This window comes from Olleya sp. NP1-10 (genome assembly GCF_055804415.1).
In genome coordinates, this window is record NZ_CM147840.1 from 673,357 (window position 1) to 693,372 (window position 20,016).

Consider the following 20,016-nt stretch of genomic DNA (forward strand, 5'->3'; position numbering starts at 1 on the left):
CGCTTTCGCGGAAATTAAGCCAGTTACACAAAACTTTTAAATAGTGTTACTCTAACAATAAACTCTAACAACAATAATGCTGCAGCTATCCAGACAAATGGTCTAAAATGCTCTTCATAGGTTGTAAATTTAATTTCGTCAATTTCTGTTTTTTCAAGCTTATTAATTTCAGCATAAATTTGCTCTAGCTTTTGGTTATTGGTCGCTCTAAAATATTTTCCTCCAGTAACATTTGCTATATCTTTAAGCAGATCTTCATCAATTTCTACTTGTACTCTGTCATATTGAAATCTTCCGTTTGGTAAAATTGCAATTGGCGACATTGCCATACCATTTGTACCTAATCCAATGGTGTATACTTTTATATCAAACTCAACTGCCAACTCACTAGCAATTTTAGGATTTAATACACCAGAATTATTGACACCATCCGTTAATAAAATAATAACTTTACTTTTTGCTTTGCTATCTTTTAAGCGGTTAACAGATGTTGCTAATCCCATACCAATTGCTGTACCTCCTTCTATAATTGTATTATATTTTATATCGTCTAAAGATCTTAATACAATAGATTTATCGCTTGTTATTGGTGTTTTTGTATAGCTTTCTCCTGCGTACTCCACAAGTCCAATCCTGTCATTTGGACGTCCTTTTATAAATTTACCAGCGACATTTTTTAAAGCCTCTAAACGGTTTGGCTTTAAGTCTTTTGCTAACATACTTGCAGAAACGTCGATTGCCATAACAATATCAATACCTCTAGTTGTTTTTGTTTTTGTGTTAGTCTCTGATGTACGTGGTCTTGCTAAAGCAGTAATTAAAAAACCTAAAGCTAATAGTCTTAAAGCAAATAATACATGCTTAAGTTTTGGCAATATTGAGTTGGTAATTTTAAACCCTTTTAAGCTTGATATTTTTAATTGAGCCGTCTGTTGTTTATGTTTTAAAACATACCAAACAATAGCTAATGGTAACGCTAATAGCAACCAGAAAAATATCTTATTTTCAAATGTTATAGTATCTAGCATTATTTTTCTTTTTGAATAAGTTCTACAGAATCCAAAATACGCTCAACCACCTGATCTAAATAAATATCGTCTTTTAAATAGGTGATCACAATTTGCTGCATGACTTGCTTATTAGCAAAACTTAATATTACAAACTGACCATCTACATAGTCTTCTTTATCGTCATCAATTGGATACTGTAAAGTACCTGAGGTTTTAACACCTTCAGCTTCATTTGGCGTCTTAAATTTATCTTTATTAGATATAATGTTTCTTCCTCCTTGAGCTTCAATTGCCTTAAGATTAGCTTCAATTGCTTGCAATAAATTATCTTCAGCAGATGGAGCGTTTTCTTCAGTTGGAGACTTAATAAAAGTGGTTGTTACGGTTTCTATTGTAAATTTATCTTCTAACTCAAACCCGAATGAAGACACTTTAACTTTGTCTTTAAGCTCATCAGGAACAGGTGTTTCTTCTCTTTTTAAAACCTCTGGAGTTGATAATGTTATTGGAGGAAAACCATAATCACTATCTACCCAACTACCTTCTAACAGTTGTTTAGTATCTTTTTGAAGTATGGTATCTACTACATAAGTAAATCCATATCTGTAACTAAAGGCTGCAAAAGTTAGTCCTAACATAAAAACAATAGCTGCAATGGTTACCCAAACTTTTTGTCTAAAGTCTTTACGTTCTTGTTGCTTTTTGTATTCTAAATCTAAAAGTTTTTCTTCTTCAGTTGGTTCTGGTAAAGCTTCTTTAACTTGATCTATTTCTTGATCTATAACTGTTCTATCTATTTTTGCCAACTCTACATCTGGAGCAGACTTAGCGAATTTTACTAAATCGGCACGTTTTAAAACAGTTTCAAGCTTTTTAATATCATCCTTAGATAATTCTATTTGACTTCCATCACTAAGCACTTCCAATCTAGTGATAAGTTGATCGGTTGTACTTTCCAACGCTTTGTCGTATACTTTTTCGTCTAAATACCTACGTATTGCAAAGGTTAACTCTGAATAATAATCTTTGTAGTTATTTTGAATTAAGTAATTACTTTCGTCTAATTTTTGAAGTGCTAATTTTGCTCTGTCATAAGGTGGTAATAACGCAATTTGTTCTTCTTCTGTTAATGGTTTTTTTCGCCAAACAAACCAGTATATTAAAAACCCAACTAATGCTGCTATGGCTAAACCTACCAAAACATAAATCCACCAATTACTTGCTGGCTTCTCTACTGCAATCATTGGTTTAATATCATACAGATTTTGTTTTGTAGTATCTACTTGAATTTCATTTACAGTGACCAAAAGTGAATCTGTCATGTATTGCTTTCCTGCAATAATCACCTTTTGCTTAGGTATAGTATATTGTCCAGAATCAAACTGTGTTAAACCATATTTTTTAATCAACTTATATTTAGCATCTTGCTTAGTAGTGTCAGTTTTATAAGCCTCGATCATCTCTAAAGGCATAAAACTTTGACCTACCGGAAATACGACACTATTTGCTGTGTCTGTTTCTACCTCTATTTTATAAGTAACTTGTGCACCAATTTTTATTGAAGTAGAGTCTATTGAAGTTTTAACTTGACCAAAAGAACTTGTAGGTAAAAACAGAACTGCAATCGCTATAAGACAAAACCCTATAGTTTTGATTGATGTTACTGTTTTGTAATGTATTTCTTTTTTCACTTTTTACTAATTAATTAACCTCTTGTTTTAAAATAACCTAGTAATTTTTTAACGTAACTTTCGTCTGTTCTGCAAGCTACGCTTCCTGCACCTGATTTAGCAAAACTATCTTTAAAATAGTCTACTTTTTGGCTGTAAAATTTAGCGTAATTTTTTCGGACGGTTTTAGAATTGGTGTTAACCAACATCAACTCTCCTGACTCTTCGTCTTCCATTTGTACCATTCCTAGATTTGGAATAGTTTCTTCATGTTTGTCAAAAATCCTGATACCAGTTATATCATGTTTACCTGCTGCTATTTTTAAAGTTTGCTTATAATCATCTGCGATAAAATCGCTCATGATAAACACAATAGCTTTCTTTTTCATGACGTTTCTTAAAAACTTCAAAGCTTGTGCAATATTGGTTTGCTTGCTTTTTGGTTGAAACTCGATTAACTCTCTAATAATTCTAAGCACATGAGAACGTCCTTTTTTAGGAGGAATAAACAACTCGATATCATCAGAAAATAAAATCAATCCTATCTTATCATTATTTTGTGTTGCAGAAAAAGCTAAAGTTGCTGCTATTTCGGTAACAATTTCATTTTTAAATTGATTTTGTGTACCAAATAATTCAGATCCTGATACGTCAGCCATTATCATCATGGTTAACTCACGTTCTTCTTCAAAAACCTTAACGTGTGGTTGATTAGTACGCGCTGTTACGTTCCAATCAATATTTCTAACATCATCTCCAAAATGGTATTGTCTTACTTCAGAAAAAGTCATACCACGACCTTTAAAGGTAGAATGGTATTCTCCTCCAAAAATATGATCAGACAAACGACGTGTCTTAATCTCGATTTTACGTACTTTTTTTAGTAATTCTTTAGTATCCATTTATTCAGTAAATAGTTTTCTGTCGTTGTTAACAATTTAACGACACATTAATTTAAGTAAGTCTATTGGGCAATCGCTTTGTATAGACTGAAACTATTTATGGTACTTCAACAACATTAACAATTTTACTGATGATGTCTTCAGAGGTTACATTTTCGGCTTCAGCCTCATAAGTAATCCCTATTCTATGACGTAATACATCGTAAACTACAGCTCTAACATCTTCTGGTATAACATAACCACGACGTTTAATAAATGCATAACATTTTGCTGCTGTTGCTAAGTTAATACTTCCACGTGGTGACGCTCCAAAAGAAATTAAAGGTTTAAGTTCATCTAATTTAAATCGCTCTGGATAACGTGTCGCAAATATGATATCTAATATATATTTTTCAATTTTTTCATCCATGTACACTTCCCTAACAGCATCTTGTGCTTTTAGTATTTGTGCAACAGACACAACAGGATTAACCTTATCCCAACTTCCTTTTAAGTTAGCACGCATAATTAATTGTTCTTCGTCTTGCTTAGGATAATCTATTACTGTTTTAAGCATAAATCTATCCACTTGAGCTTCTGGTAAAGGATAGGTTCCTTCTTGCTCAACTGGGTTTTGAGTTGCCATTACTAAAAATGGCTTATCTAATTTAAAAGTTTCGTCTCCAATAGTTACTTGCTTTTCTTGCATAGCTTCTAATAAAGCAGATTGTACTTTTGCTGGTGCTCTGTTAATCTCATCGGCTAATACAAAATTGGCGAAAATTGGACCTTTTTTAATTGAAAAATCATTTTCTTTCATATTAAAAATCAAAGTACCTACAACATCTGCTGGTAATAAGTCAGGTGTAAATTGTATACGACTAAAACTAGCATCTATAGCTTGTGACAAAGTATTAATTGCTAAGGTCTTTGCAAGACCAGGTACACCTTCTAACAAGATATGACCTTGTCCTAATAAACCAATCAACAAACGTTCGACCATGTGTTTTTGTCCAACGATAACTTTATTCATCTCTAGCATTAGTAGATCTACAAATGCACTTTCTTTTTCAATTTTTTCGTTAATTGATTTAATATCAATAGTACCTGTTTGTTCCATTATCTGTTATTTTTTAAGAAAAAAACTATTATTTAAATTCAAGTGGTGCAAATTGTTAATTTTTTTATTGCAAACGTGTTAATAATTGGTTAAAAATAGGGTGTTTGTTGGACTTTTAAGAGTAATTTATGTTTTACTTTTATTGAATAAATTTTACTATGACACAAAACAAGTACTCTAAAGTGATTGCAGGAACGATGACTTGGGGACAATGGGGAAAACAATTAGACACTAAAGGCATGGTTAAACTAATGCATCATTGCATTGATAATCATATAACTACATTTGACCACGCAGATATTTATGGTGATTATACTACCGAAAAAGAATTTGGAAACGCTTTTGCAGAAAGTGGTATTGACCGAAATAAAATTGAACTAATATCTAAATGCGGAATTCAATATTTAGGAAATATAAGATCAGAAAATAAAGTAAAGCATTACAATTACAGTAAAGATTATATTATTTGGTCAGTCGAACAGTCTTTAAGCAATTTAAAAACGGACTATCTGGACTTACTTTTATTACATAGACCTAGTCCTTTAATGGAAGGCGAGGTTATTGCTGAAGCTATTTCAGCCTTAAAACAACAAGGTAAAATTAAAAATTTTGGTGTATCAAACTTTACCAACACACAAACAGATTTAATTTCTAAACATGTGACTATTGATGTCAATCAAATTCAGTTTTCACTAACAGAACATACTGCAATGCATGATGGCAGCTTAGACTATATGCAAACTAACAATATTCAACCAATGTCTTGGTCTCCTTTAGGATCTGTCTTTAAAGAAGATAACGAACAAACCAGACGTATACATAAACAATTAGGCTCTTTATTGCAAAAATACAATGCAACTGAAGATCAATTATTATTAGCTTGGCTACTAAAACATCCTGCTAATATTTTACCCGTTGTAGGAACCACAAATACGCAACGCTTGTCAGATGCTCATACTGCTTCAAGTATAAACCTAGAATTAGAAGATTGGTTTTTAATTTTAGTAGCAAGTCAAGGACATAAAGTGCCATAAAAATTAAAATATATGAATACTACAAAAACAGCCTTAATTACAGGAGCAACTAGCGGAATTGGTCGTGCAACAGCACATGTATTTGCCAAACATGGTATTAACCTTATACTTTGTGGTCGTAGACAAGAACGCTTGGACACCATACAAAAAGCGCTATCAAAACAAACCAACGTACATAGCTTAAATTTTGATGTTAGCGACAAAAAAGCAGTTGCTAATGCTATAAATACTCTTCCTGAAGACTTTAAACAGATTGACATTTTAATTAACAATGCAGGAAACGCACATGGATTAGATGCTATCCAAGATGGAAATATAGATGATTGGGATGCCATGATGGATATTAACGTAAAAGGATTATTATACGTCAGCAAAGCCATTATACCACAAATGACCAAACGTGAATCTGGTCATATTATTAATATAGGATCATCTGCAGGAAAAGAAGTTTACCCAAAAGGCAATGTCTATTGCGCAAGTAAGCATGCTGTTGTTGCAATTACAGAAGGTATGCGCATCGATCTTAATCCTTTTGGAATAAAAGTAACCGCAATTAATCCAGGTTTAGTGGAAACCGAATTTTCTAAAGTTAGATTTAAAGGTGATGCTAAAGCAGATAACGTATATAAAGGCTATAAAGCTTTACAACCTGAGGATGTTGCTGATGCAATCCACTTTGCGGTATCACGTCCACCACACGTTAATATTGCAGATTTATTAATGTTTTGTACTGCTCAAGCAAGCTCTACAATAGTAAAAAAGGAATAGATGATAGATTGGCTAAAAACAGAATGGCACAACCTTGCAATACAATATTGTGATCAAAACTTATCCAATGTACTATGGAAAGAAATTGAAACACATTATACACTAAAAAGCAAACACTATCACAATCTAAACCACCTGTTTGATATGCTTAAAAATTTACAACTGTCTAAATCAGAAAATAAAGATTTAGACAGTCTTAAGTTTGCAATTTGGTACCATGATATTATCTACAAACCAACAAGAAATGACAATGAAGAAAAAAGCGCACTTTTTGCTAAAAAAAGGCTAAAACAAATCAATGTAGAACAAAAAAGGATTAAAACGGTTCAAGAATTAATTCTTTCAACCAAAAAACATAATATAATTTTAACTCAAAATCAGGATAATGCAATTATTTTAGATTTGGATTTACAAATATTAAGTTCAGATTGGGACACCTACAGTAAATATGTATCTAATATTAGAAAAGAGTATAAAATCTACCCAGATTTTATGTATAATTCAGGAAGAAAAAAAGCACTAACTCACTTTTTAAAAAAAGACACAATTTACTTTACAAAAAACTATATTGACCAACATGAAAATCAAGCTAGACAAAACTTGAAACAAGAATTAGATTTACTATGAACAAAACCTAAGCATAATTGACCATGATTAACAAACGTCTTTTAATTAAAAACTTACTTGCTCATAACGACGAGAATAGTTTTTATGACAAAAAACGAAAGATTGATATTGGTCAGAAGGAAGGTAAAGCAAAATTTTTAAAACATGTTTGTGCGCTATCAAACTCCAACCCAAAAAACAATTCGTTTATAGTTATTGGAGTTGAAGATGAAGACAACAAAATCATTGGTGTTGATTTTTTTGACGATTCAAAAATACAAAACCTTATTAACGCCTACTTAACCAATCCACCCATTGTACAGTATGAGAATATACCTTTTCCACATTTACCTGACCATAAGGTTGTAGGCTTAGTTACCATCAGAGCCAATGATGGTTTAACCTCATTAAGAAAAAACATTTGGAAATATTATGGTGGCTCAATCTTTTTTAGAGATGGCAGCATAAGCATGCCTAAAATTTTTAAAAGCGAAATAAAAGATGTCAACTCAAAAATAGTTGAATCTATTGAAAATCATGCACAAAACAACATACAATACACTTTAGATGGTGTTTTTGATTTTATGAATAAACGCCAAGATTACAATCCTAAATACATTGTATTTAAAGAGTATTTTGTGCTATGTTGGTCAGGCATAAAAAAAGTTGTTAAAAACGAAATATTTTACTCTAGAGTAGATATTGAGTTAGTTAACGAACAAGTGCGATTATTTTTTTCAACATTGGATGAAGTCGCTATAAATTTCACTGAAGATTCATTTACAATAATTGAATATTTAAAACTTGGGCTTCAAAATTCTTATAAATATTACCCTCTTGAAGAAACCACTATAAGTTTTAATGACAATGCTAGCTACAACATAGATTCTACCCTAATTTTTAACCCTCCACAATTTGATAAAAAAATACTTCATCACATTTTTAACGCTAATAATGCAATATTAGAAAAGTTAAAAAGAAAAGAAATTTTAAATAATATTGAAATAAAAGATCTAAACAACCTACCTGATACGTATCTAATATGTTATTTAAATTTATTTCATGAAGCTTTAAACTATTTGAACCAGGCGAAACCCTTTTTGAAAGCTTATCCAGAAATCTACCATAAATACAAAGAAGTTATTCGTATTTTAAGGAAGGTAAAATACAATTAACCTTTATTCTCCCGATAAAGTTTCGGCATTGAGTAAGGTCTAATAACTTAAAAGCCAATATTTACACTTATAAATATTGGCTTTTTTTATTTAGTAAAATGTATTGTTATTTTCCACCATCCAATTGGTCTTGCCAATCATTTAATTCTTTCCATAATCCTTTAGCCGCAAGATCTGCTTGCCTTGGCCAAGTCCCTGGTTTATGGATTTCAAAACGCTTACCTCCACTATTTAAAACCTCTTGACATTTCTCAACTGAACAAGCAGCTAATGCAGCCCAAGTTTTTACGTCATGATTATGAAATAATTCTTTTATTTTTGGACCTATACCTTCAACAACAGTTAAATCGTCCTGTTTAATAGTTTTACCAAAAACTGCTTTTGCTGCTGCTGCATCAAAAACTACTCCTGTTTCTATTTTAACTTCTTCTTTTTGAGATGAAACTGCACCTGCAACAACTGCATTTGCAGCAAATGAAGATACTGTGTTTCCCGCTCCTGATGACCTAGAAACTTTATCTTTACTTGCCTTACAAGCTGCTAAATCCGTTTCTAATTTACTTATCCTGTTTTTGTATACATTAAGATCAACGTCTTCATTACTATTTCCTCCTCCAAATAATCGACCTAAAAGATAACCCAAGATTGCACATATTACACCTACTAATAAAGGGATTAGCCAACAAGGGATACTACTAAATATATTTAATGATAAATTCATGATTTTAATTTTTGTTAGTTAATAGTTACGACTACACGTCTGTTTTTTGCTCTTCCTTCCGCTGTATTATTATCTGCAATAGGCTGATCTGGACCTTGAGAAGAAGCACTAATTTTATTTGCTGATATACCGTTATTTACCAAATAGTCTTTAGCAAACTCAGCTCTATTTTGAGCCAAATTAATATTAGCCGTTCGGCTACCTGTATTATCTGTATGACCAATAGTGTTAATTTGAGCACCATCAATTTTATCTGTATAACGCACCATATCTGCTACTTTTTGTCGTTGAGCAGGTGTTAAACTAATAGATGCTTGAGCTGTATCAAAATATAACACCAAAGGATTAGCCTTGATGCTTTCTCCTAATTTTACTATTGCATCTTCTGCAGTGTGGTCTTCAGCATTTGTAGTTACAACATCATACATTAACGGTCCATTTAAAACACCATTTACGTCAGGATAAAAAGTATCATCTAATTGACCATAAGTATTTATTGATTTTGAAGACATGCCTTTTGCTACATAATAATTTTTAGCAGCATTAGCCCTAGCTAATCCTAAGTTAGGAAATGCCGAGTTATTTGTTTCCTCACTTCTGTAATGACCTGTAATGCTTAATGTTTTTGTTGGATTGTCATTAAAATATTTAACCACATCTGTTGCTGTAGTATCGACTTTTGCAGACACTGGCTCTAAAATAGAAGCTCCAGAGGTGTTAAAATTTAAATTGTCGTTAATCTTAAAATCTAAACTACCATTAGCATCTTTAATCGTAAATGCGTTCATGGTTGCAGTTTTAAGGTCTGCTTCTACTGACGTGTCATCTGTTTCTGTTACTATTTTTGAAGCACTATTATTTGCTTCAAGGCAAGGTTTACAACAGAAAAACCAGTACAAAATTGTACCCAGAATAATGGTCAGTAAAATACCTAAAAGATAACCGGTTTTTTTACTCATTATAATAATTGGTTTTAAGTTAATGATTATCAAGTTATTAAAAATTTTGTAATTTTTTAACATTTACAATTAATAAAAACTTAATTAATTGTAAATAATCGATTAAATCCAATGAAAAATGGTTAAAAACACAAAAGCCACATCATTTAGATGTGGCTTTTATTTCCGCGAAAGCGTTTATTTTTTATAAATCAAACTTAATACCTTGAGCTAAAGGCAACTCGTCTGAATAATTGACTGTATTGGTTTGACGTCTCATATACACCTTCCAAGCATCAGATCCAGACTCACGTCCTCCACCTGTTTCTTTTTCACCACCAAAAGCACCTCCAATTTCAGCTCCTGAAGTACCAATATTAACGTTTGCTATACCACAATCAGAACCTGCAAATGATAAGAATTTTTCAGCTTCTTTCATTTCGTTAGTCATAATTGCAGAAGATAATCCTTGAGCTACTCCATTTTGCATACCTATAGCGTTTTCAACATCTCCAGAATATTTCATTAAATATAAAATTGGTGCAAATGTTTCAGATTGTACAATTTCAAAATCATTTTTAGCTTCAATTATAGCTGGCTTAACATAGCAACCAGACTCGTAACCTTGACCTTCTAAAACACCACCTTCTACTAAAACAGTTCCACCTTCAGCTTTAGCTTTTTCTATAGCTGCTAAATACGTGTTTACCGCATCCTTGTCTATTAATGGACCTATGTGATTTTTTTCATCTAAAGGATTTCCAATAGTTAGCTGCTTATAGGCACCTACAATTGCATCTCTTACTTTATCATAAACCGTTTCATGAATAATTAAACGACGTGTCGATGTACAACGTTGTCCACAAGTCCCTACTGCTCCAAAAACAGCTCCTGGAACAACAACTTTTAAATCTGCTGTTGGTGTGATAATAATAGCATTATTACCTCCTAATTCTAATAAAGATTTTCCAAAACGCTCTGCTACTGTTGCTCCAACAATACGTCCCATTCTAGTAGATCCTGTTGCTGATATTAACGGAATCCTATGATCTGTAGTCATGAATTCTCCAACTTTATAATCTCCATTTATTATTGAAGATATACCTTCTGGCAAGTTGTTTTCTTTTAATACATCTGCTATAATATTTTGACAAGCAACTGCACAAAGTGGTGCTTTTTCTGACCCTTTCCAGACACAAACATCACCACAAACCCAAGCTAAAGCAGTGTTCCAAGCCCAAACTGCAACAGGAAAATTAAAGGCAGAAATAATCCCAACAATACCTAGAGAGTGCCACTGCTCACGCATAACGTGACCTGGTCTTTCTGACGGAATAGTTTGACCGTTTAATTGTCTTGATAAACCTACAGCAAAATCACATATGTCAATCATTTCTTGAACCTCACCATAACCTTCTTGTAAAGATTTACCCATTTCATAAGACACTAATTTACCTAAAGGTTCTTTTAGCTCTCTTAATTTATTACCAAACTGCCTAACAATTTCACCTCGCTGTGGTGCAGGCATAGCTCTAAAACTTAAAAATGCCTCAGACGCTTTAGCAATTACTTTATCATAATCTTCTCTTGTCGTTGTAGATACCTTACCTATTAGCTGTCCATCGGTTGGAGAGTAGGATGCGATTAAATCTCCACTTCCAAAATTATCAGATCCAGTAGATGTTCCTTGATTTATATCTTTTAACCCTAATTGGTTTAAGGCTTCTTTTATTCCGAAATCGGTAGCAACTGCTTCCATATTTTAATGATTTTTACGAATTATTTAATTTTTAGCTAATATACTAATATTTGTTTGGTTTAAATTATGAGTTAACGATTTAATAAACAGTATTATTCTGACACGTTTGAAGGCCTTTTTAATTTTAAAAATAATCTTCTTTTAACGTGTTAATTTTAAATTTTGCTATAACTTTATGACTTCTCTTTTTTTCAATAAACCAACAACCATTTTAATATAGATTACAGATCTATTTTACTTAATAATTTTTACCTTCATGAAGTCAAAGTCGCTATTATCCCTAGTACTTGTTATTTTTTTTATTGTTTCTTGTAAACAAAAAGAAAGCGAAACCGACAACCTTTTTAAATTTAGAGACTACATCAGTTACACCACATCTGGTCGTATATCTGTAGCCGAAAACATTAACGTCAATTTAGCTAAAATAGTGGAAGGTTGGGAAGCCGATCAAGTTTTAGATAGTGACGTTTTTAAAATCAGTCCTTATGTAGAAGGAAAAGCAATTGTAATTAATGATCATGCTCTACGATTTATTCCAGACGAAAACTTATCTCCAGACACAGAATATACAGTTACTATAGATCTTGGTGAGTTATATAAAGATTTACCTTCAAATTTCAACAAGTACACCTTCAATTTTAAAACTATAACACCAAACTTTAATATTGAAACCAATGATTTACAATCTTACTCTAAAGAGTGGCAATATATTTTAGGTGTTGCAAAATCTTCTGATATTATTACGCTTAAGCAAGCAAAACAGCTAATAAAAGCGTCTCAAAACGGAAAACAACTAACTATTGTATGGAATGAAAAAAGCATGCCTTCAAAATATTTTGAATTTAAAATAGATAGTATTAACCGTAAAATTGAAGACACTGAAATACTAGTAAAATGGGACGGAAAAGCCATAAGCGCAAATCACTCTGGCGAAAATACATTACCAATTCCTGGTAAAAACAATTTTAAGATTATGTCTGTAAATGTGGTTCAATCTCCTGAACAATATTTATCAATAAATTTTTCTGATCCAATTAAAAAACAACAAAATTTTGATGGTTTAGTGACTATTCAAAATACTAAAAATCCAAAATTTATTGTTAATGGCAATGTTTTAAAAGCCTATCCAAACTCAAAAATAACTGGTAATCTTCAGGTAGATGTGTTTCAAGGGATAAAAAACACTGAAGGCTACAAACTTAAAAATTCTTTTAGCGAAACTATTGCTTTTGAAGACATTAAACCAGAAGTTAAACTTGTTAATAGTGGTGTGATTTTACCAAACTCTCAAGAATTAAAATTTAATTTTGAAGCGGTTAATTTAAGCGCTGTAGATGTTAGAATTATTAAGATATTTCAAGACAATGTCCTTCAGTTTTTACAAGACAATAATATACAAAGTAATAACGAACACCAAATAAGACGTGTTGGTCGTCGCATAGCAAAACACACCATTAAATTAATTGAAAACCCATTACATAACGATGGTAAATGGAAAACCTATAGCATAGATCTTTCTAAATACATAAAAGCAGATCCAGGAGCCATCTATCGTGTTGAGTTAGACTACAAAAAAGAATACAGTTTGTATGATTGCGAAGCTAATGCAAACACAAGTAATAATGATGATGACGAAGACGACTATTACGATGATGAATATTATTATGAAGATGAGTATTATTACGATGGCGATTATAGTAATACAAACACAGAAGACGAAGACCTAAAAGAAGAAGAATATTGGGATAACATCACTTATAGTTATCGTAATGACAACTACAACTGGAGAGAACGCAAAAACCCTTGTCATGATTCTTACTACAATTCTAACAAAGTCATATCTCAAAATTTAATAGGTTCTAATTTAGGTGCTATTGTAAAAAAAGGTACTAACAACACCTACCATTTTGCAGTCACTAATATCTTAAACACAAATCCTGAGGCTAGCGCAAAAATTACGTTATATAATTTCCAGCAACAAGAATTAGCTACTACAAATTCTGATAGCGAAGGTTTAGCAAAACTTACAACCAATAACTTAGCTGCATTTGCAATTATAACTAAAGACAATAATACTACGTATGTTAAGTTGCGTGACGGAAACTCGTTATCACTTAGTAAATTTGACGTTTCAGGAGCAACGTTACAACGTGGACTTAAAGGTTATATTTATACCGAAAGAGGTGTATGGCGACCAGGCGACTCTATACATTTAACATTTATGTTAAATGACATTGCTAATAAACTACCAAAAGGACATCCCGTAAAACTAGAAGTCACAGATGCTAATGGTAAATTGGCTTACAAAAACGTAACCACTAATGGTCTTAATAACTTTTTTCAGTTTACAATTCCGACTGCAGTCGAAGACAAAACAGGAAATTGGAATGCTAAAATCAGTGTTGGTGGAGCTAAATTTTACAAAGGACTTAAAGTCGAAACTGTAAAACCAAATAGACTTAAAATTAAAATAGATTTTGAAGACAAAGTACTTCAATCCAATACACCGTTAAACGGAAAACTGGCAGTAAATTGGCTACATGGTGCTCCAGCAAAAAATGTAAAAACCGAAATAAAAGCAAAATTTAGCACATCATATTCAGGATTTAAAAACTTTCCAGATTACGTGTTTAGGGATCCATCAAAAACATTTAACCCAGAAGAAATCACCGTTTTTGAAGGTAATGTAGATGCAGACGGTTTAGCAGATGTAACTAAAAACATCAACATTGGACATGACGCACCAGGCATGTTAAATGCACAATTTTTAGTTCGTGCTTTTGAAAACGGAGGAGACTTCTCCATGGACGCTTTTACAATGCCATACGCACCTTACAAATCTTTTGTTGGACTAAAATCACCAAAAGGAAAAGCCTATGGTTCATATTACACAGATCAAAACCACACGTTTAATATTGCAACTGTAGACAATCAAGGTAATGCTATTAAGCGTAAAGATCTTGAAGTCAAAGTTTATAAAATAGAGTGGCGTTGGTGGTGGAACTCGTCTCGAGATAATTTATCAAAATACACCTCAAGCAGCTACCATAAACCCTTTTTAAACAGCAAAGTAACTACAAGTAACAGTGGTAAAGCTTCTTTTAATATAAATGTGCCAGACAATCAAGGTGGACGTTATTACATTACTGTTAAAGACCCTGTTTCTGGACACATGACAGGACGTACTGCGTATTTCTATAAAAACTGGTGGCAACGTCAACCTTCTGGAGACAAAGAAGCAGCACAAATGCTAGTCTTCTTTGCTGATAAAGACAATTACAATGTTGGCGAAACTGCAAAAATCACATTCCCTTCTGGTACCGAAGGTCGTGCTTTAATTAGTATAGAAAACGGATCTGAAGTCCTTCAAACTAAATGGGTAAAAACACAAAAAGGAGAAACGACTGTAGATGTGCCAATCACCAAAGAGATGGCTCCAAATGTGTTTGTAAATATTTCATTATTACAACCTCACGCTTCAACAGCTAACGATTTACCATTACGATTATTTGGTATTATCCCTATTTTAGTCGAAGATCCAAACACAAAATTAGAACCAGAACTAAAAATGCCTAGCGTACTTCAACCTGAGCAAGAATTTGAAGTTTTTGTTTCCGAAAAAAACAATAAAGCAATGACTTATACAATTGCTATGGTAGAAGAAGGTTTGCTAGACCTTACAAGATTTAAAACACCTAACGCATGGCAATCCTTTTACGCAAGAGAAGCTTTAGGTATAAAAACTTGGGATATGTTTGACGATGTTGTTGGCGCTTATAGCGGAAGCATTGAGCAAGTATTTGCTATTGGTGGAGACGGAAGTGCAGCAGACGGAAAAAATAAAAAAGCAAACAGATTTAAACCTGTTGTTAAATTTTTAGGTCCTTTTAAACTAGACGCTGGACAACGAAAAACACATAAAATAAAATTACCAAATTACGTTGGTTCAGTCAGAACTATGGTTGTAGCTGGTAATAATAAAACCGAAGCATATGGTAGTACAGACAAGTCCGTGCAAGTTAAAAAACCACTAATGGTATTAGCAACACTACCTAGAAAACTAAGTCCTGGAGAAAAAGTAACGCTACCAGTTACAGTTTTTGCTATGGAACCAAATGTTAAGAAAGTTTCAGTTAAACTGAAATTAAGTGACGGAATTACTATAGTTGGAGACAGAAAAAAACATTATCATTTGCACGTCCGGATGAACAAATGGCATATTTTGAATTAGATGTTAGCAAGGCTAAAGGGATCAACACAGTAGAAGTTATAGCTAACGGAAATGGTGAATCGTCTTCATACAAAGTTGAAATAGATGTAGAAAACGTTAATCCAATGTCATCAAAAAGTTTAGATACTACATTAGAGGCTAACACTACTCAAACTATAGATTTCTCAACATTTGGTGTTACAGGAACAAACAGTGCAAGTGTTGAGTTTTCAACATTACCTCCAATGGACTTTACAAGACGCCTAGAATATTTAGTCCGTTATCCTCATGGCTGCCTAGAACAAACAACATCTAGTGTATTTCCGCAATTATTTTTACAAGATATTTTTGACTTACCATTTGATCAAAAACAAAAAATACAAACCAATATAGAAAACGGAATTAAGCGTTTAGGTCACTTTCAAAGACCAAATGGTGGCATGAGCTATTGGATGGGAGAAAATAGCGCTAATGATTGGGGAACCAGTTATTCTGGACACTTTTTATTAGAAGCAGAGAAAAAAGGTTTTGTTTTACCGTTAACCTTTAAAAGCAACTGGTTAAAATATCAAAAGCAAGCTGCACAAAATTGGAGACCTAGCTATAAATCTTATAATTCTGATTTAGCACAAGCCTACAGGTTATATACTTTAGCTTTAGCTGGTAGTCCAGATTTAGGAGCAATGAATAGGTTGCGCGAATTTTCTGAAATTTCTAACGAAGCAAAATGGCGTTTAGCTGCTGCTTATGCTTTAGCTGGCCAAGCCGAAGCAAGTAATCAAGTATCAAGTACTGCAAACATAAATTTTAAACCTAAAAAATATAATTATTACACTTATGGGTCTGTAGACAGAAACAGAGCTATGGCTTTAGAAACCATGATTTTAACCAAAGACAAACGTGTTAAAAATTTAGCCGAAACTATTGCAAAAGACCTTTCTAGCCAACGCTGGATGAGTACACAAACAACAGCATACAGTTTATTATCTATGGCTAAAATGGTAAATGCCAATGGAGGTAAAGCAATTAAATTAAATTACACTATTAATGGTAAAACCAAAACTATTGATACTAAAAACGCAATTGCAAATCGTGATTTACCTGTTAATGAAGGCAATAATACACTAACAGTTAAAAACAACAAAAACAACGTAGTGTATGTTCGTGTCTTAAATTCGGGTAAATTACCATTAGGACAAGAGCTTACAGAACAACGAGGCTTAACCGCTAATGTTAAATACAAAGACTTAAAAGGCAACAATATTGATATTAGCAAATTACAACAAGGTCAAGATTTTGTAGCAACTGTGCAAGTTACAAACACAAAAGACTATAGCGTAAATGACGTAGCATTAACACAAATATTTCCATCAGGTTGGGAAATTGTAAACACACGCTTTACAGCTTTTGGAAGCTCCACCTCTAGTCAAGCTAGATTTACAGACATTAGAGACGATCGTGTTAATTTCTACTTTGATTTAGGCCCTAAAAAGACTAATACGTTTAATGTAATGCTTAACGCATCTTACTTAGGACAGTATTATTTACCAGGTGTTCAAGCTGAGGCTATGTATGATAACAAATTTTTAGTTCGTAATAAAGGACAATGGATTGAGGTAGAAAAATAAAGACATTTAATATCATTGATAACACCCAATAATACAATGATTAACATCCTACAAAAGATGTTAATCTTCATAAAGAAGAACAAAACAAAATCACTAATCACATTTATATTAGTGATTTTGTTTTATTTCTGTTTACCTTCAAAATTATTCAAAGACCCAACAGCAACAGTTATTACTAGTGATAACAATCAGTTATTAGGAGCTCAAATTGCTAAGGATGGTCAATGGAGATTTCCAGAAAGCGATAGTATTCCTAAAAAATTTAAAGACTGCATAATAGCTTTTGAAGACGAATATTTTTTTAGTCATCCTGGTTTTAATCCAATTTCAATAGTAAAAGCTTTAAAAGAAAACCTAAGTCAAGGAAAAATTAAACGTGGCGGAAGTACTATTACACAACAAGTAATCAGGCTTTCTAGAAAAGGACAATCTAGAACCTATTTTGAAAAAATTAAAGAAATAATTTTAGCAACACGTTTAGAGCTTAAACATAGTAAAAAAAGATTTTAAATCTATATGCTAGTCATGCACCTTTCGGCGGAAATGTTGTTGGTATTGATGCTGCAGCTTGGCGCTACTTTAATCGAAGTGCTCATAACTTATCATGGGCAGAGAGCGCTACACTAGCGGTTTTACCAAATGCACCAAGTTTAATATATCCTGGGAAAAATCAAAAATTATTATTAAACAAAAGAAATAGGTTACTCAAAAAATTATTAAAAAATGAAACCATAGACAGCCTAACCTATAACCTGTCTATTGCTGAAGCTTTGCCACACAAACCTTATGCATTACCACAAATTGCTCCACACTTACTTCAAAACATATCTAAAACCAACAGAGGTCAACGCGTTACCACCACAATTGATAAACGACTGCAAGAGCAATCCAACACAGTCGTTTTAAACCACTATAATATTTTAAAACAAAATGAAATACATAATATCTCTGTACTAATTTTAGATGTCAATACACGTAAAGTATTAACCTATATTGGTAATGCACCAACAGATAAAAAACATCAAAATAGCGTAGATATTATAAATAAACCAAGAAGTACAGGTAGCATTTTAAAACCTTTTTTATATGCAGCAATGCTAGACGCAGGAGACATTTTACCAAATACATTAGTTGCAGATATCCCTTCACAATTCGGAAGTTATTCTCCTCAAAATTATGATAAAACCTTTGATGGAGCTGTACCAGCAAAACGTGCATTATCACGCTCATTAAATGTTCCTGCTGTTAGAATGCTTCAAGAATTTGGACTAGACCGTTTTTACCATTACTTAAAAGCGTTACAACTTAAAGACATAACCTACAATGCAAACCATTATGGATTATCTTTAATACTAGGAGGAGCAGAAAGCAACTTATGGGATTTATGTAAAAGTTATGCAGCATTTTCTGGTACAATTAATCATTTTAACGATAACTCTTCTCAATATTTTTCAAACGAATTTTGCGAACCTACTTTCTACAAAAATAAAACCATTGATTTTGGAACAAAATCCACTGAAAAAACACTTTTTGATGCTGCTTCAATTTACTTGACCTATGAAAGCATGAAAGAAGTCAATAGACCTGAAGGTGATGACAATTGGCAGTTTTTTGATGATTCTAAACAAATTGCTTGGAAAACAGGAACTAGTTTTGGATTTAGAGATGCTTGGGCAATTGGCACTACTAAAAATTATGTTGTAGGTGTTTGGGTTGGTAATGCGGATGGAGAAGGAAGACCTGGCTTAGTTGGTGTACAAGCTGCTGCACCAATCCTATTTGACATTTTTGATCTTCTACCCAATAGCCAATGGTTTACAACACCTTATGACGAAATGAAAAAAGTTGAATTATGTGCTATAAGTGGATATAGAGCATCAGTAAATTGTAATCAAATAAAAAAACAATATATTCAATTAAGCGGAACAAAGACTGAACCATGTCCTTATCACAAATTAATTCATTTAGACAAAAGCAACACCTACCAAGTTAACTCCTCATGTGAGGATGTCAACGCTATTAATACAACACCTTGGTTTGTACTTCCACCTTTAATGGAATACTACTATAAAAGTAATAATCCATTTTACAAAGTTCTTCCTCCGACCAGATCAGATTGTTTTAATAAAAACGAAGTGAAAATGGAGTTCATCTATCCTAAAAAATCTTCTATCATTTTTCTACCTAAAGATTTTGACGAAAACGTAAATGAAGTCGTCTTAAAAGTTGCACATTCTCAAAAAAATAGCACTCTTTTTTGGTATTTGAACAAAACTTATATTGGTCAAACTAATGATATTCATAATATCGCAATATCACCTAAAACAGGCAATCACAAGGTTTTTATTATTGATGAAAACGGCAATGAAATGAGTCAAAACATCATAATTTCTAAATAAAACAACCAAAACACACCGAACATTCTTATTTTTTTAACAGAATACTATTGTTTTATCGAAAAAAATGCATTTCATCTATCTGTCTTAAATTAATCTT

Annotated in this window: 11 protein-coding genes and 2 pseudogenes; 6 read left to right on the forward strand and 7 right to left on the reverse strand. The window is 32.4% G+C overall.

The window, feature by feature from the left end:
• Positions 1 to 23 precede the first annotated feature (23 nt).
• The 4 genes from AC0L4B_RS03080 to AC0L4B_RS03095 all read right to left on the reverse strand — a co-directional run bounded on the left by AC0L4B_RS03080 (position 24) and on the right by AC0L4B_RS03095 (position 4,681).
• Positions 24 to 1,028, reverse strand: a complete 1,005-nt coding sequence (locus AC0L4B_RS03080) for a vWA domain-containing protein (protein ID WP_473438501.1) — start codon at positions 1,026 to 1,028, stop codon at positions 24 to 26.
• Complete coding sequence (locus AC0L4B_RS03085; protein ID WP_473438502.1) at positions 1,028 to 2,701, reverse strand: hypothetical protein; 1,674 nt, start codon at positions 2,699 to 2,701, stop codon at positions 1,028 to 1,030. The genes AC0L4B_RS03080 and AC0L4B_RS03085 overlap by 1 nt, the downstream gene beginning before the upstream one ends.
• A gap of 14 nt (positions 2,702 to 2,715) precedes the next feature.
• Entirely contained in the window at positions 2,716 to 3,582 is an 867-nt protein-coding gene (locus AC0L4B_RS03090; RefSeq protein ID WP_473438503.1) for a DUF58 domain-containing protein, read from the reverse strand.
• 97 nt (positions 3,583 to 3,679) lie between these two features.
• Positions 3,680 to 4,681 (reverse strand): AAA family ATPase, encoded by a 1,002-nt coding sequence (locus AC0L4B_RS03095; protein WP_473438504.1) that lies wholly within the window; start codon positions 4,679 to 4,681, stop codon positions 3,680 to 3,682.
• 158 nt (positions 4,682 to 4,839) lie between these two features.
• Between AC0L4B_RS03095 and AC0L4B_RS03100 the strand changes: the two genes are divergently transcribed.
• Genes AC0L4B_RS03100 through AC0L4B_RS03115 form a run of 4 tightly spaced genes read left to right on the forward strand, consistent with a single transcriptional unit; the run spans position 4,840 to position 8,264 of the window.
• Positions 4,840 to 5,715: an aldo/keto reductase gene (locus AC0L4B_RS03100; protein WP_473438505.1), complete on the forward strand. Its 876-nt coding sequence runs from the start codon at positions 4,840 to 4,842 to the stop codon at positions 5,713 to 5,715.
• Positions 5,716 to 5,727: 12 nt separating this feature from the next.
• Positions 5,728 to 6,483: an SDR family NAD(P)-dependent oxidoreductase gene (locus AC0L4B_RS03105; RefSeq protein WP_028291521.1), complete on the forward strand. Its 756-nt coding sequence runs from the start codon at positions 5,728 to 5,730 to the stop codon at positions 6,481 to 6,483.
• Entirely contained in the window at positions 6,484 to 7,110 is a 627-nt protein-coding gene (locus AC0L4B_RS03110; protein ID WP_473438506.1) for an HD domain-containing protein, read from the forward strand.
• 23 nt (positions 7,111 to 7,133) lie between these two features.
• Positions 7,134 to 8,264: a DUF5929 domain-containing protein gene (locus AC0L4B_RS03115; RefSeq protein ID WP_473438507.1), complete on the forward strand. Its 1,131-nt coding sequence runs from the start codon at positions 7,134 to 7,136 to the stop codon at positions 8,262 to 8,264.
• A gap of 106 nt (positions 8,265 to 8,370) precedes the next feature.
• On the opposite strand, the gene AC0L4B_RS03120 is transcribed toward AC0L4B_RS03115, so the two are convergent.
• From AC0L4B_RS03120 to amaB, 3 genes are all read right to left on the reverse strand, one after another.
• A complete protein-coding gene (locus AC0L4B_RS03120; protein WP_473438508.1) occupies positions 8,371 to 8,985 on the reverse strand; it encodes a hypothetical protein in 615 nt (204 codons plus the stop codon).
• 14 nt (positions 8,986 to 8,999) lie between these two features.
• On the reverse strand, positions 9,000 to 9,944 hold the full coding sequence (locus AC0L4B_RS03125; RefSeq protein ID WP_473438509.1) for an OmpA family protein: 945 nt from the start codon (positions 9,942 to 9,944) through the stop codon (positions 9,000 to 9,002).
• 184 nt (positions 9,945 to 10,128) lie between these two features.
• Positions 10,129 to 11,682 (reverse strand): L-piperidine-6-carboxylate dehydrogenase, encoded by a 1,554-nt coding sequence (gene amaB, locus AC0L4B_RS03130; RefSeq protein ID WP_289044594.1) that lies wholly within the window; start codon positions 11,680 to 11,682, stop codon positions 10,129 to 10,131.
• A 256-nt stretch (positions 11,683 to 11,938) separates the two neighbouring features.
• Between amaB and AC0L4B_RS03135 the strand changes: the two are divergent.
• A pseudogene (locus AC0L4B_RS03135) lies at positions 11,939 to 17,520 on the forward strand (alpha-2-macroglobulin family protein).
• 36 nt (positions 17,521 to 17,556) lie between these two features.
• Positions 17,557 to 19,919: pseudogene (gene pbpC, locus AC0L4B_RS03140) on the forward strand (penicillin-binding protein 1C).
• The last annotated feature ends 97 nt before the right edge of the window (positions 19,920 to 20,016 follow it).

Coding starts and splice junctions, on each gene's coding strand:
- AC0L4B_RS03080 (WP_473438501.1), bottom strand. CDS start 1,028: ATGCTAGATACTATAACATTTGAAAATAAGATATTTTTCTGGTTGCTA.
- AC0L4B_RS03090 (WP_473438503.1), bottom strand. CDS start 3,582: ATGGATACTAAAGAATTACTAAAAAAAGTACGTAAAATCGAGATTAAG.
- AC0L4B_RS03095 (WP_473438504.1), bottom strand. CDS start 4,681: ATGGAACAAACAGGTACTATTGATATTAAATCAATTAACGAAAAAATT.
- AC0L4B_RS03100 (WP_473438505.1), top strand. CDS start 4,840: ATGACACAAAACAAGTACTCTAAAGTGATTGCAGGAACGATGACTTGG.
- AC0L4B_RS03105 (WP_028291521.1), top strand. CDS start 5,728: ATGAATACTACAAAAACAGCCTTAATTACAGGAGCAACTAGCGGAATT.
- AC0L4B_RS03110 (WP_473438506.1), top strand. CDS start 6,484: ATGATAGATTGGCTAAAAACAGAATGGCACAACCTTGCAATACAATAT.
- AC0L4B_RS03115 (WP_473438507.1), top strand. CDS start 7,134: ATGATTAACAAACGTCTTTTAATTAAAAACTTACTTGCTCATAACGAC.
- AC0L4B_RS03120 (WP_473438508.1), bottom strand. CDS start 8,985: ATGAATTTATCATTAAATATATTTAGTAGTATCCCTTGTTGGCTAATC.
- AC0L4B_RS03125 (WP_473438509.1), bottom strand. CDS start 9,944: ATGAGTAAAAAAACCGGTTATCTTTTAGGTATTTTACTGACCATTATT.
- amaB (WP_289044594.1), bottom strand. CDS start 11,682: ATGGAAGCAGTTGCTACCGATTTCGGAATAAAAGAAGCCTTAAACCAA.